Source organism: Streptomyces sp. 7R007, from assembly GCF_054850255.1.
Genome location: NZ_JBTWMV010000017.1, coordinates 150,612 through 163,776 on the forward strand (window position 1 = coordinate 150,612; position 13,165 = coordinate 163,776).

The following is a 13,165-nucleotide window of genomic DNA, read 5'->3' on the forward strand; positions in this document are numbered from 1 at the left end:
CCGAGGGTCCCCCGCCTGACCAGGGGTGTCTCAGCCCGGCGTGACCAGCCGGGCCTCGTAGGCGAACACCGCCGCCTGGGTGCGGTCGCGCAGGCCCAGTTTCACCAGGATGCGGCTGACGTGGGTCTTGATCGTCGACTCGGCCACCACCAGGCGCTCGGCGATCTCCGCGTTGGACAGGCCCTGGGCGATGAGGACCAGGACCTCCGTCTCGCGTTCGGTGAGGTCGCCGTAGGCCGCGTGCGCGGCGGGCAGCACACGCGGGGCCTCGGAGAGCTTGGCGAACTCGGTGATCAGGCGCCGGGTGACGGAGGGGGCGAGGAGGGCCTCGCCGGACGCCACCACCCGTACGCCGTCGGCGAGTTGGCGGGCCGAGGCGTCCTTGAGGAGGAAGCCGGAGGCGCCCGCGCGCAGCGCCTGGTACACGTACTCGTCGAGGTCGAAGGTGGTCAGGACCAGCACCTTGGCCGTGGTGTCCGCCGCCACGATCTCCCGCGTCGCCTCGATGCCGTTCAGCTCCGGCATGCGGATGTCCATCAGCACCACGTTGGGGGCGAGTTCACGGACGCGGTCCACCGCCTCGCGGCCGTTGACCGCCTCGCCGACCACCTCGATGTCGGGCATCGCGTTCAGCAGGACGGAGAAGCCCTCGCGGACCATCATCTGGTCGTCGGCGATCAGCACCCTGATGGTCATGCGTCCCCTTCGCCGTCGGCGATGGTGGTGGCGACCGGCAGGAACACCGTCACCTCATATCCCCCCTCGGGCGAAGGACCCGCGGTCATCTCGCCGTTGAGCATGGAGACCCGTTCGCGCATGCCCGTGATGCCGTGCCCGGCGCCGGGCGACGGTTTGACCAGCGCCGGCTGCGGCGGCGGGTCGTTGACTATGCGCAGACCCAACCCGCCCAGCACGTAGGAGACCTCCACCTTGGCCCGCGCGCCGGGCGCGTGGCGCAGGGTGTTGCTCAGGGCCTCCTGGACGATGCGGTACGCCGACAGCTCGACGCCCTGCGGGAGTTCCCGTACCGCCCCCGTCGTCGTGCGCTCCACCTCCAGGCCCGTCTCCCGGACGTTGGCGAGCAGCGCGTCCAGGTCGGCGAGGGTGGGCTGCGGGGCGTCGGGGGCCTCGTAGTCCTCGGCGCGCACGACGCCCAGCACGCGGCGCAGCTCGGTGAGCGCCGCCACCGCGTTCTCGCGGATCGTCGCGAACGCCTTCTCCAGTTCCGGCGGCGGGTTCTGCACCCGGTAGGGCGCCGCCTCCGCCTGGATGGCGACGACCGACATGTGGTGCGCGACCACGTCGTGCAGTTCGCGCGCGATGGTCGTGCGCTCCTCCAGCAGCGTGCGCCGGGAACGCTCGTGCGCGGTCACCGTCAGCTGGGCGGTCACCTCCTGGCGGGCCTCGCGGCGGATGTGCCAGACGGTGACGGCGAGCAGGGCGAGGGCGGAGAGGAACAGCAGCTCCACGGTGTTGGAGCCGAAGGAGTGCCAGTTGCGGAAGGCGCTCTCCAGCACGACGCCGTACGCCCCCGTCACCGCCCACATCCACGCGGCCGTGCGCGGCCGGGTGCGGACGGCGACGACGGTGAGCACCAGCAGGTGGCAGGCGAAGCTGCCGGGCAGCCACGGCCACTCGCCGTCCCATTCGCTCGCCGTGGCGGTGGCCAGCGGCGTCGCCGCCAGCGACAGCCAGAACGCGCCGACGGGCCGCACCATGGTCAGCAGGACCGGGGCCAGGGCGAGCAGACCGAGGAAGAGGTTGGTCCCCGCGCCGCGGAAGCTGCTGTTCGCGGCGATCAGCGCGGCCAGCAGGCCGCCCGCGCCGATCAGGGCGTGCGGGGTCCAGGTCGCGTACTCGCGGGCCCGGCCGGAGAAGCGGCGGGCCCAGCGCCCGTCGGCGCTCAGCCGGGGCAGCGGGCGGTAGGCGAAGGCGTCCTGGAACAGGTCCTGCCGCAGGCCGCGCAGGGCGTCCATGGCCGCCCGGAACTCCGGGCTGCGCGGTTTGTACGGCTGGAAGGCGCTCTCCGGGGGCTCCGGTCGCGTCGGCTGCGTCTGGGTCGTCTCGGTCACGTGCCACACCGTAGGCGGACCGGCGGGTAGCGGTCGTCACCAGTGAGAAGGGTCCTGCCGCCTCCTTCTCAGGTACTACGGCCGGCCCTCACCACGCCAGCTGTGCGATCTCCTCGGCGACCACCGCGCACGCGTCCGCCGCCGGGTCGATCAGCGGGAAGTGGCCGACGTCCTCCAGCAGCGTCAGGCCCACCACCTCGCCGGCCTTCGCCGCCGCGTCCGCGTAGGCCTCGGCGACCGCCTGCGGGACGACGAGGTCGGTGCGGCCCTGCACCAGCGTGGTCGCGATGCCGGTGGGCAGCAGCAGCGCCGGGTCGGCGTAGGGCCGCCGCTCGGCGAAGTGCTCGTCGCCGCCCAGGAGCTGGCGGGCGGCGCCGGCGCAGACATCCAGCTTCTCGGCGACCTCGAAGTCGGCGATCGGGGCGAGCGCGACGACACCACGCAAGGGGGCGGGGCGGTCGGTGCGCCAGGGGGCGTCGGCGGGCAGGAGGTGGCGGGCGGCGGCCCACAGGGCGAGGTGGCCGCCCGCCGAATGGCCGGTGACGACCGTGCGGCGCGGGTCGGCCTGCGGGAGCACCTCGCGCACGAGGGCGGGCAGCGCGTCCAGCGCGGCGGCCACGTCGTCGAAGGTGTCCGGCCAGCGGCCCGCGCCGGTGCCGCCCGCCGCGCTCCCGCGCCGGTACTCCACGCTCGCCACCGCGAAACCCCGTCTGGCCAGGAAGTCCGCGAACGGGGAAACGTGCCGGCGGTCGTGCGGCGCCCGCCAGGCGCCGCCGTGCAGGACCACGATCAGGGGGGCCAGGCCGCCCCCCGGCACCTCCCCGCGCGGGGCGTGGAAGTCGATCAGCTGGTCGGGGTGGTCCCCGTACCCGGCGGTGGAGTCGGGGTCGACCGCCGGGTGCGAGAACGCCGACTCCTCCTCGGCGGCGGCGCGGGCTGCTGCGGCGGCGTCCGGCATGCTCAACCTCTCAGCGACGTAACGGAGTCGGCCTGGCGGGAATGCGGCCGTTGGCCGGGACGGTACCAGGCCGATGACGTGCGCCGACACGCGGATGTCACGCTCGGTGAGGGGAAAACGGTTCTGTAGGGCCCGTTTCCCGCAGGCGGCCGCGGTCAGCCGCCCAGCGTCTCCCCCAGCACCCGCGCCGCCCGCTCCACGTCCGCGAAACCGACGTACAGCGGAGTGAAGCCGAAGCGCAGGACGTCCGGGTGCCGGAAGTCCCCCACCACTCCCCGTTCGATCAGCCGCTTCATCACGTCCCCGGCGTCGTCACAGCGCAGTGCGACCTGGCTGCCCCGCTCCCGGTGGGCCACCGGTGTCAGCGACTCCACCCGTCCCGCGGGCACGTACTCCGCCACGCACCGCAGGAAGAAGTCCGTCAGGGCGAGGGACTTGGCGCGCACGGCCTCGACCGAGACGCCCTCCCACACGTCGAGGGCCGCCTCCAGCGCCAGCATGGACAGGATGTCCGGGGTGCCGACGCGCCCGCGCAGGGCGCCCGCGGCCGGTGTGTAGTCGGCCCGCATGCCGAAGGGCTCGGCGTGCGAGTTCCAGCCGGGCAGCGGGGAGTCGAAGCGGTCCTGGAGGTCCGCCCGCACGTAGAGGTACGCCGGTGAGCCCGGGCCCCCGTTGAGGTACTTGTAGGTGCAGCCGACCGCGAGGTCCACCCCGTGCGCGTCGAGGCCGACCGGCAGCGCGCCCGCGCTGTGGCACAGGTCCCACACGGCGAGGGCGCCGGCCGCGTGGACCGCGGCGGTGAGCGCGGGCAGGTCGTGCAGCCGGCCGGTGCGGTAGTCGACGTGGTTGAGCAGCACGGCGGCGGTACGGCCGGACAGCGCGTCCGGCACCTGGGCGGGCGTCACCGCGCGCAGCGTACGGCCCGTCATCCGGGCCGCCGAGGCGGCTATGTAGCCGTCGGTCGGGAAGGTGGTCGCGTCGACGAGGACCTCGTCCCGCTCCTCCCCCGCGAGCCGTACCGCGCCCACCAGCGCCTTGAAGACGTTGACGCTGGTCGAGTCGCCGACGACGACCTGCCCGGCCGCGGCCCCGACCAGGGCGCCGATGCGGTCGCCGATCCGCTCGGGCGCCGTCCACCAGCCGCTCTCGTCCCAGGACCGGATGCGCAGCGCGCCCCACTGCCGGCGCACCACGTCGTCGACCCGCTCGGGCACGGCGGCGGGCAGGGCGCCCAGGGAGTTGCCGTCGAGGTAGACCACCTCGTCGAGCACGAACCGCTCGCGCAGCGCCGCCAGTTCGTCGGCGCCGTCCAGCTTCTGTGCCAGCGCGCCGAGTTCAGACATGGGACCGCGCCGTCCACAGCTCGGGGAAGACGTTCTTGCGGGCCCGCTTCTCCAGCCAGGCCACCCCGGCGGAGCCGCCCGTGCCGGGCTTGGCGCCCATGGCGCGGCGGGTGGCGACCAGGTGGTCGTTGCGCCAGCGCCACACCAGCTCGGCGACGTCCGTCAACGCCTCGCCCAGCCGCGCGATTTCGGCGTTCTGGTCACCGGCGTAGACGGCGGTCCAGGCGGCCTCGACCGCCTCGTTGGGCTCGTAGCGCCGGGAGACGTCACGCCGCAGCACGGAGGCCGGGATCGCGCAGCCGCGCCGCGCCATCAGCCGCAGCACCTCGTCGTAGAGGCTCGGCTCGGCGAGCGCCTTCTCCAGTTCGGCGTGGACGCGGGGCGCGCCGCGGTGCGGGACGAGCATCGACGCGGACTTCTCGCCGAGCAGGAACTCCAGGCGCCGGTACATCGCCGACTGGAAGCCGGAACCCTCGCCGAGGGCGCTGCGGTAGGAGTTGAACTGCGCCGGGGTGAGCTGGCCGAGCGGCTTCCAGGAGGCGTTGAGCGCCTCCAGCTCCCGCACAGAACGCTTCAGCGCGGCGATCGCGGTCGGCACGTCGTCCGACCGCAGCGCGGCGGCCGCGGTCTCCCACTCGTGGACGATGACCGTGAACCACAGCTCCATCACCTGGGTCGTGACCAGGAACACCATCTCTCCGGGATCGTCGGAGAGGGTGTGCTGGAGGTGGGTGAGCACGTCCGCCTTGACGTAGTCCTCGTACGGCGTCGTGCCGGCGAAGTCGAGATGCGGGGTCTCCGGCTCGTCGACCTCGTGAGCCTCTTGGGACATCGCTGTCTCCTGTTGTCACTCCGGGTAGCGGTCCGCCCCTGCCGTTACCGGCACGGGGGCCCCGGTCCCCACCCGAATCCTCACGGGTCACCCCCGGACAGTGCAAGGCCCGGCCGGAGCACGGCCGGGCCCGCCTGTGCCGGCACGCGGCTAGCCCAGGGTCTGGGCCGCCGTGGGTGAGGAGTCCTTCAGGAACTGGGTGCAGCGCTCGTACTCCTCCTGCTCGCCGATCGACTGGGCGGCGCGGGCGAGGGCGTGCAGGGCGCGCAGGAAGCCGCGGTTGGGCTCGTGCTCCCAGGGCACCGGGCCGTGGCCCTTCCAGCCGTTGCGGCGCAGGGCGTCCAGGCCCCGGTGGTAGCCCGTGCGGGCGTAGGCGTACGACTCCACGACACTGCCCCGCTCGAACGCCTCGTCGGCCAGCTGGGCCCAGGCCAGCGAGGACGTGGGGTACTTGGCGGCGACGTCCGCGGGCGGGGTGCCGCCCGCCAGCAGCTCGCGCGGCGCCGGGTCGTCGGGGAGGTGGGTCGGGGGCGGTCCCCCGAGGAGGTTCTCGTGAATCGACATGGCTTCAAGTCTGCGCCATCCGTGCGCGCCGGGCTCACCCGATCCGCTTCCCGGCCCGCTCCCCCTCCAGCGGCGGTGCCGTCACCGAGCCGTGGGTGCGGCATTCCGGGCGGCGGCAGCCCGGGGGGAGGGGGCGGACCGTGGCGAAGGCGACGGCCGATCCCGCCACCAGGACGCCCGCGCAGATGAGCATCGCCCGGCCGAACGCGTCGTCGAAGGCGCCCGGCGAGCGGTACGCCTCCGGGCCCATCCCGGCCAGCAGCGGCAGCGCGGCCACCGCGATCAGGCCGGCCGCGCGGGCCGCCGCGTTGTTGACGCCGCTGGCCAGGCCCGCCCGCGAGGCGTCGACGGAGCCGAGCACGGTCGAGGTCAGCGGCGCCACCAGGGTCACCATGCCGGCGCCCAGCACCAGCAGCGCCGGCAGCACGTCGGCCGCGTAGGAGGCGCCCGGGCCCACGCGCAGCATCAGCAGCAGGCCGGCCGCGCACAGCAGGGGGCCGACGGTGAGCGGGATGCGCGGGCCGATGCGGTCGGCCAGGGCGCCGGAGCGGGCGGAGAACAGCAGCATCATGGCGGTCGTCGGCAGCAGCGCCGTACCGGCGGCGAGCGCCGACCAGCCGACGGCGACCTGGAGCTGGAGGGCGGCCAGGAAGAAGAACCCGCCGAAGGCCGCGTACACGCACAGGGTGACCAGGTTGACGGCCGTGAACTGGCGGGAGGCGAAGATGTCCGGCGGCATCATCGGATCCGGGCGGCGCTTCTCCACGTACACGAAGGCCACCCCCGCCGCCACGCCCGCGACGGCGGTCACCGCGACCGCGACGGAGCCCCCGCGGGCCTCGATCAGCGCGTACGTCACCAGGGCGAGCGCGAGGGCGCCGAGGGCCGCGCCGAGCACGTCGAAGCGGCCGTGAGCGCGGCTGTCGGAGGACTCCGGGACGTGGCGTACGGCGATCGGCGCGCACAGCAGGGCCAGCGGGACGTTGAGCAGGAAGACCCAGCGCCAGCCCGGGCCGTCCACCAGCCAGCCGCCCAGGAAAGGGCCGACGGCCGCGCCGATGCCGCCGAACCCGGACCACAGGCCGACGGCCCGCCCCCGGTCGTCGGGGTGGAAGGACGCCTGGATGAGCGCCAGGGACCCCGGCGTCAGCAGCGCCCCGCCGACGCCCTGCAGGGCCCGGGCGGCGATCAGCACCCCGGCGTCCGGGGCCAGCCCGCACAGCAGCGAGGCCGCCGCGAACCACACCACGCCGATCACGAAGACCCTGCGCCGGCCGTAGTGGTCACCGAGCGAGCCGCCCAGCAGGATCAGGCCGGCCAGCGTCACCATGTAGGCGTTGACCGTCCACTGCAGGGCGGCCAGGCTCGCGTCGAGGTCGCGGCCGATGTGCGGCAGGGCGACGTTGACGACGGTCGAGTCCAGCATGGCCATGCTGGAGCCGAGGACGGTGGTGAGCAGGATCCACCTGCCCTGCGATGAGGCCAGCCGGACGTCGGGCATGCCCCAGGTATACAGCGAGCCCGGCGCCGTAGACAGACGCCGGGCTCACCGGTTGGGTCACTTGATCTTCGTGCCCGCGGACCGCAGGTTGGCGCAGGCCTCGACGACGCGCTTGGCCATGCCCGCCTCGGCCAGCTTGCCCCAGGTGCGCGGGTCGTAGGTCTTCTTGGAGCCGACCTCGCCGTCGACCTTCAGCACGCCGTCGTAGTTCTTGAACATGTGGTCGGCGACCGGGCGCGTGAAGGCGTACTGCGTGTCCGTGTCGATGTTCATCTTCACCACGCCGTTCTCCAGCGCGGTCGCGATCTCCTGCTCGGTGGAGCCGGAGCCGCCGTGGAAGACGAAGTCGAACGGCGCCTGCTTGCCGAACTTCGCGGCGACGCCGTCGCTCAGCTCCTTCAGCAGCTCGGGACGGAGCACCACGTTGCCCGGCTTGTACACGCCGTGGACGTTGCCGAAGGACGCGGCGAGCAGGTAGCGGCCCTTCTCGCCGAGACCCAGGGCCTCCGCCGTGCGGATCGCGTCGTCGACCGTCGTGTACAGGGAGTCGTTGATCTCGTGCGAGACGCCGTCCTCCTCGCCGCCGGTCGGGGTGATCTCGACCTCGAGGATGATCTTCGCGGCGGCGGCGCGGGCCAGCAGCTCCTGCGCGATCTGGAGGTTGTCGGCGAGGGTCTCCGCGGAGCCGTCCCACATGTGGGACTGGAACAGCGGGTTCTGACCGGCCTTGACGCGCTCCTCGGAGACCGCGAGCAGCGGACGGACGTACCCGTCGAGCTTGTCCTTCGGGCAGTGGTCCGTGTGCAGGGCGACGGTGATGTCGTACTTCTTGGCGACGATGTGCGCGAACTCGGCCAGGGCGACGGCCCCCGTCACCATGTCCTTGTTGTGCTGGCCGCCCAGGAACTCGGCGCCACCCGTGGAGATCTGGATGATGCCGTCGCTCTCCGCCTCCGCGAAACCGCGCAGGGCCGCGTGCAGGGTCTGGGAGGAGGTCACGTTGATGGCCGGGTAGGCGAACTTGCCTGCCTTCGCCCGGTCCAGCATCTCGTTGTAGACCTCGGGAGTTGCGATGGGCATCTGTCCGCTCCTTGTATGTGCGGGTTGGCGTTCTGCGTGCTACGGCCCTGACCTAGACCTACGGGGTGACGTCGTCGTCGGCCCCATCTTTCCAGACGTGGCCGGATGCTTTGCCCGCCGTGTCCGGCTCAGTCCAGTCCGAGGTCGTCCTTCGAGTACGCGTAGAGGTACGGCACCCCGGCCCCCTCCTGGATCTTCTCCGCCGCGCCGGTCGCCCGGTCCACGATGGTCGCCACGGCGACGACCTCCGCGCCCGCCTCGCGCACCGCCTCGACGGCCGTCAGCGGGGAGCCGCCGGTGGTGGAGGTGTCCTCGACGACCAGCACCCGGCGGCCGGCGATGTCCGGGCCCTCGACCCGGCGCTGCAGCCCGTGCGCCTTGGCCGCCTTGCGCACGACGAACGCGTCCACGCGCCGGCCGCGGGCGGCGGCCGCGTGCAGGATCGCGGCGGCGACGGGGTCGGCGCCCATGGTCAGACCGCCCACGGCGTCGTACTCCAGGTCCGCGGTCAGGTCCAGCAGCACCTGCCCGACCAGCGGCGCGGCCTCCCCGTCGAGGGTGACGCGGCGCAGGTCGACGTAGTAGTCGGCCTCCAGACCCGAGGAGAGGGTCACCTTGCCGTGCACCACGGCCTTGTCCTTGATCTGCTGCAGCAGCTCGCCGCGTACGTCGGTCGTCATGCCAGCAGCTTAAAGGCGCCGCCAGGTCCAGGTGGTCGCCGCTTCCAGGGGTTCCAGCGGGGTGACCAGGCGGGGCGCGGTGTTCAGGCCGTCCGGGGGGCCGGTCTGGGGTTCGACACAGACGGCGGCCTCCTGTTCGTCGTAGACGACGACCCACTCCTCGCGGCTGGTCACCTTCAGCTCCAGCTGCCCGGGCCAGGTGAGGGTGACGTCGACGCCGCCCGGCATGCCGAAGCAGTCGTCCCAGGGGCCCGGCTTCGGCTCGATCCGGCGGCCGGTGGGCAGGTGGTCGTCCCCGCGCTCCTCCTGCCAGGCCGGGTCGAAGGCGAGCCGCACGTCCTCGCCGCCCAGGTTGCGGTGGAACCAGGGGTGCCAGCCGATCTGGGCCGGGAAGGAGGAGTCGTACGTCTCCACGGACATCGTCAGGGTCAGCGTGTCCGGGGTGAGGGCGACGTGCTGGGTGACCAGGCCGGTGTAGGGCCACGGCTCGGCCAGGTCGTACGTGATGACGGCCTCGTCGGCGCTCACGCGCGCGGTGCGCCAGGCGCCGTCGCGGACGGTGCCGTGGATGGCGTGCGGCGGGGAGTTGAGCGGCATCTGGTGCACGGCGGCGCCGTCCCGGAACCGCCCGTCCCTGATCCGCCCGCACCAGGGCACCATCGGGAAGCACCCGAACCGCTCGCCCTGGCGCAGCAGTTCCGTGCCGCCGACGCGCAGCCCGCCGATCCGGCCGCCGTTGCCCGGCAGCACGGTCGCCTCCGCGTCGCCCGCGGTCAGCGTGATGTCTTCGTTACTCACGGGACGACCCTACTGGGGCGATCAAGACCCCCGCCGGTACGTCCGCCGGACGCCGGCCGCGGCTCGTCAGCGCCGTCGGCGCAGTGCCCGGCCGACCACGATCGCCGACGCCAGGGCGAGGGCCGCCGCGGGGGCCGCCCAGCGCAGCGGGGAGCCGGGGGCGACCGTCTGCGGTGCGGGGACCGGGGCGTAGCGGCCGCGGGGCGGCGCGTGGTCGACCTCCTCGGCGCTGCGGCCGATCATCGTGCGCCGGGCGTGCGCGGCCTCGGCGGGCGGCTCCGGCGACTCCCCGAAGTCCTTCACCCCCCCGGCGTCCTCGTCCTCCTCGGGGCCGAGCGAGGGCGCCGGCACGTCGACGTCGAAAACGGAGGCCCGCACCTCCTCGTCCCCACCGGTCCCAGAAACGTCCTCGCCATCGCCACCGGGCGCGGGGGCAACGTCGGCATCGGCACCGGGCGCAGGGGCGCCGTCGGCATCGGCGCCGGGCGCAGGGGCGCCGTCGGCATCGGCGCCGGGCGCAGAAGCGGCATCGGCGTCATCGGCTGGCATCGGGGCGTCGTCGGCATCGGCGCTGGACGGAGAAGCGGTGTCGGCATCGGCGGCGGGCGGAGAAGCGACGTCGGCGTCATCGGCGGGCACGGAACCGGTGTCGGCATCGGCGCCGGATACGGAAGCGACCTGGGCATCACCGGCGGGCATCGGGGCGTCGTCGGCGTCCGGGGTGGCTTCGAAGTCCGTGGTCGCCTTGGGTTCGAACTCCTGGGTGACGAGGGGCTCGGGCGGCTCGGTCTGCTGGGCGAGGTTCTCCGCGAAACGGTTCAGCAGGCGCAGCACGGCGGCGGCGACCGTGTCCGCGGGCAGTTCCGTGACCCGCCCGTCGGCGTCCGCCGTGCCCTCGAAGGCCAGCGTGGCGCCGCCCTCGGCCTCCCGGACGCGGAGCGTCAGCGCGAGCTTGACCGACCCGGTGCCGCGCGACTCGGCGGCCTCGCCCTCGGCCGCGTACGAGCCGTCGTCCCGCGCGGTCACGCGCACCGCGCCGCGGTAGGTGACGGAGTGGCTGCCGACGCGCACCTTCAGCCGCCCCGCGACGGGATCGGCACCGGCGTCCTGCTGGAGCCCGGGAACCGCCCGGGCGACACGGGCGGGGTCGGCCAGGGCCGCCCGCAGCGTCTCGACCGAAACCGGAACGAACACCTCATGCTCCATGTCGGGGGAGCCTACCCAGGGCACCGGGTCCTGCACCCCCGTTGGTCGAAAGTGACCGCATGTCCGTGTCGCCGAAGTGTCGCCGCCCCGGACGGACCGGTCGTCTCAGCCTCCCGGCGTCACCAGCCCCGTCTCGTACGCCACGACCACCACCTGCGCCCTGCTCGCCAGGCCCAGCTTGGTCATCGTCCGGTTGAGGTGGGTCTTGACCGTGGCCTCGCTGATGAAGAGGCGGTCGGCGGCCTCCGCGTTGGTCAGACCGCGGGCGACCAGTTTGAGGACGTCCAGCTCGCGACCGGTCAGCGCCGCCAGCCCCGGCGGCGGCTCGGGACCGGCCTCGGACGCCGTCCGGGTGAACGCCTCCACCAGGCGCCGGGTGACCGCGGGCGCGAACAGCGCGTCGCCTCCGTGCACGGCGGTCACCGCGGCGAGGAGGCGTTCGGGACCGGCGTCCTTCAGCAGGAAGCCGGCGGCGCCCGCGCGCAGGGCGCCGTAGACGTACTCGTCGAGGTCGAAGGTGGTCAGGACCAGCACGCGCGGGGCCGGGTCCGCCGCGTCCGCGAGAATCCGCTCCGTCGCCTCGATGCCCGTCATCCCCGGCATCCGGATGTCCATGAGGACGACGTCGGGCCGGGTCTTCGCCGCCAGCACCACCGCCTCCGCGCCGTCGGCCGCCTCCCCCACCACCTCCATGCCGGGTGCGGCGCGCAGCAGGGCGACCAGTCCGCTGCGGACGAGGAACTGGTCGTCGACCACGAGCACTCTGATCACGTCGGTCATGGCGCTCCGGCGTCCTTCCGGCGCGCGGTCGCCACCGACGTCGGCAGGGTCAGGTGCACGCCGAATCCCCCCTCGCTGCGCGGGCCGACGACGATCGTCCCGCCGTAGAGCTTGGCCCGCTCGCGCATCCCGATCAAGCCGTGCCCGCCCCGGTCCCGCATTCCGTCCTGTTTCACCCCCTTCGCCGTGCCGCTCACCGGGCCGCCGCTGCCGTCGTCGGTGACGGAGAGGGTCATCTCGCCCGTGCGGTAGGCGAGTTCGACGCGGGCATGGGCTCCCGGGGCGTGTTTGAGGACGTTGGTCAGGGCCTCCTGGAGGACGCGGTAGAGGCACAGCTGCACGCCGGGCGGCAGCGGCCGGGGCTCGCCCGTGACGGTCAGGTCCACGGGGACGCCGCCCGCGCGCACCCGGTCGACCATCTCGGCCAGCTGGTCCAGGCCGGGCGCGGGGGCGCCGTCCGCGCCCGAGACGCCGTCGGCCCGCAACAGGCCGAGCATGCGCCGCAGTTCGGCCAGGGCCTCGCCGCTGGCGCCCGCGATGGTGTCGAGGGCCTCGCGGGCGGTGGCGGTGTCGGAGGTGAAGACGAACCGGGCGAGGCCGGCCTGGACGTTGATCACCGCCATGTGGTGGGCGACCACGTCGTGCAGTTCCCGGGCGATGCGGACCCGCTCCTCGGCCACCTCCCGCCGGGCCCGTTCGGCCTGCTCGGCCTTGAGCTGCCGGGTCAGGTCGGCGGTTCGGCGGGCGGTGTGGCCGAACCACCACAGCACCAGCGGATAGGCGACGGACTGCGCCACCACCGACGCCATCGAACTGCCCTCGGTCACCACCCCCGCGTAGATCCACACCGCGGTCATCAGCGCGGCGCAGACCGCGGTGGTGCGGGCCGGGCGCAAGGAGGCCACGGTGTAGAACGCCAGCATCGGGCCGAGGGAGTTGACCACCGGCCAGTCACCGCGGGAGACGTAGAGGGCGGTCGTCGCCAGGACGAGGACGCACACCGCCACCGGCGCGCGGTTGCGCAGGAACGTCGGGAGGTTGGCGAGCGCGACGAGCGTCCAGGCGAGCGCGTCGAGTGCGGGCCGGCCCTGGGCCGGGGACTCCCTGCCGAGCAGGACGGCCACGGTCGTCTGCGCCGTCGTGATCAGGCCGTCGACGACGAGGGGGTGGATCCGCATTGCCGCAGGGTAACCGCGGTGCTCCGGACGGGGCGTCAACCTCCGGCGGTACCGCGGAAGTTGCAGGAACCGGCCCGGTACCGCCGGGGTTGGGGCGCGGTTCCAACCGGTGGGGGATTCGGGGGCGGGCGAGGCACCCGTAGCTTCTGGGTGCGGGCCGGAACGGGGGCTCA

At 73.7% G+C, this 13,165-nt stretch carries 13 protein-coding genes; all 13 read right to left on the minus strand.

From position 1 onward, the window contains the following. Nucleotides 1–30 precede the first annotated feature (30 nt). A complete protein-coding gene (locus tag ACYF6T_RS23280; RefSeq protein WP_461698741.1) occupies nt 31–696 on the minus strand; it encodes a response regulator in 666 nt (221 codons plus the stop codon). After that, nucleotides 693–2,072 carry a sensor histidine kinase gene (locus ACYF6T_RS23285; RefSeq protein ID WP_461698742.1) on the minus strand — a complete coding sequence of 460 codons (1,380 nt, stop codon included), beginning with the start codon at nt 2,070–2,072 and terminating at the stop codon, nt 693–695. Before ACYF6T_RS23285 ends, ACYF6T_RS23280 begins: the two co-directional genes overlap by 4 nt. A gap of 88 nt (nt 2,073–2,160) precedes the next feature. Then, a complete protein-coding gene (locus ACYF6T_RS23290; protein WP_461698743.1) occupies nt 2,161–3,030 on the minus strand; it encodes an alpha/beta hydrolase in 870 nt (289 codons plus the stop codon). Between the two features lie 155 nt (nt 3,031–3,185). Then, nucleotides 3,186–4,373 (minus strand): kynureninase, encoded by a 1,188-nt coding sequence (gene kynU, locus ACYF6T_RS23295; RefSeq protein ID WP_461698744.1) that lies wholly within the window; start codon nt 4,371–4,373, stop codon nt 3,186–3,188. Further along, nucleotides 4,366–5,205, minus strand: a complete 840-nt coding sequence (locus ACYF6T_RS23300; RefSeq protein ID WP_461698745.1) for a tryptophan 2,3-dioxygenase family protein — start codon at nt 5,203–5,205, stop codon at nt 4,366–4,368. The genes kynU and ACYF6T_RS23300 overlap by 8 nt, the downstream gene beginning before the upstream one ends. Before the next feature lie 150 nt (nt 5,206–5,355). Continuing rightward, nucleotides 5,356–5,769 carry a DUF3151 domain-containing protein gene (locus tag ACYF6T_RS23305; protein WP_461698746.1) on the minus strand — a complete coding sequence of 138 codons (414 nt, stop codon included), beginning with the start codon at nt 5,767–5,769 and terminating at the stop codon, nt 5,356–5,358. A 34-nt stretch (nt 5,770–5,803) separates the two neighbouring features. Continuing rightward, nucleotides 5,804–7,270, minus strand: coding sequence for an MFS transporter (locus ACYF6T_RS23310; protein ID WP_461698747.1), 1,467 nt, complete (start codon nt 7,268–7,270; stop codon nt 5,804–5,806). 57 nt (nt 7,271–7,327) lie between these two features. Further along, the gene (gene fbaA, locus ACYF6T_RS23315) at nt 7,328–8,350 is read right to left on the minus strand and encodes a class II fructose-bisphosphate aldolase (RefSeq protein WP_461698748.1); all 1,023 of its coding nucleotides are present in this window, start codon (nt 8,348–8,350) and stop codon (nt 7,328–7,330) included. 128 nt (nt 8,351–8,478) lie between these two features. After that, nucleotides 8,479–9,030 carry an orotate phosphoribosyltransferase gene (pyrE, locus tag ACYF6T_RS23320; protein ID WP_461698749.1) on the minus strand — a complete coding sequence of 184 codons (552 nt, stop codon included), beginning with the start codon at nt 9,028–9,030 and terminating at the stop codon, nt 8,479–8,481. Between the two features lie 9 nt (nt 9,031–9,039). Next, a complete protein-coding gene (locus tag ACYF6T_RS23325) occupies nt 9,040–9,828 on the minus strand; it encodes an aldose epimerase family protein (protein ID WP_461698750.1) in 789 nt (262 codons plus the stop codon). Between the two features lie 66 nt (nt 9,829–9,894). Further along, entirely contained in the window at nt 9,895–11,034 is a 1,140-nt protein-coding gene (locus tag ACYF6T_RS23330) for an SRPBCC domain-containing protein (RefSeq protein ID WP_461698751.1), read from the minus strand. A 105-nt stretch (nt 11,035–11,139) separates the two neighbouring features. Further along, on the minus strand, nt 11,140–11,814 hold the full coding sequence (locus tag ACYF6T_RS23335; RefSeq protein WP_461698752.1) for a response regulator: 675 nt from the start codon (nt 11,812–11,814) through the stop codon (nt 11,140–11,142). Beyond that, a complete protein-coding gene (locus ACYF6T_RS23340; protein WP_461698753.1) occupies nt 11,811–12,992 on the minus strand; it encodes a sensor histidine kinase in 1,182 nt (393 codons plus the stop codon). The genes ACYF6T_RS23335 and ACYF6T_RS23340 overlap by 4 nt, the downstream gene beginning before the upstream one ends. Nucleotides 12,993–13,165 lie beyond the last annotated feature (173 nt).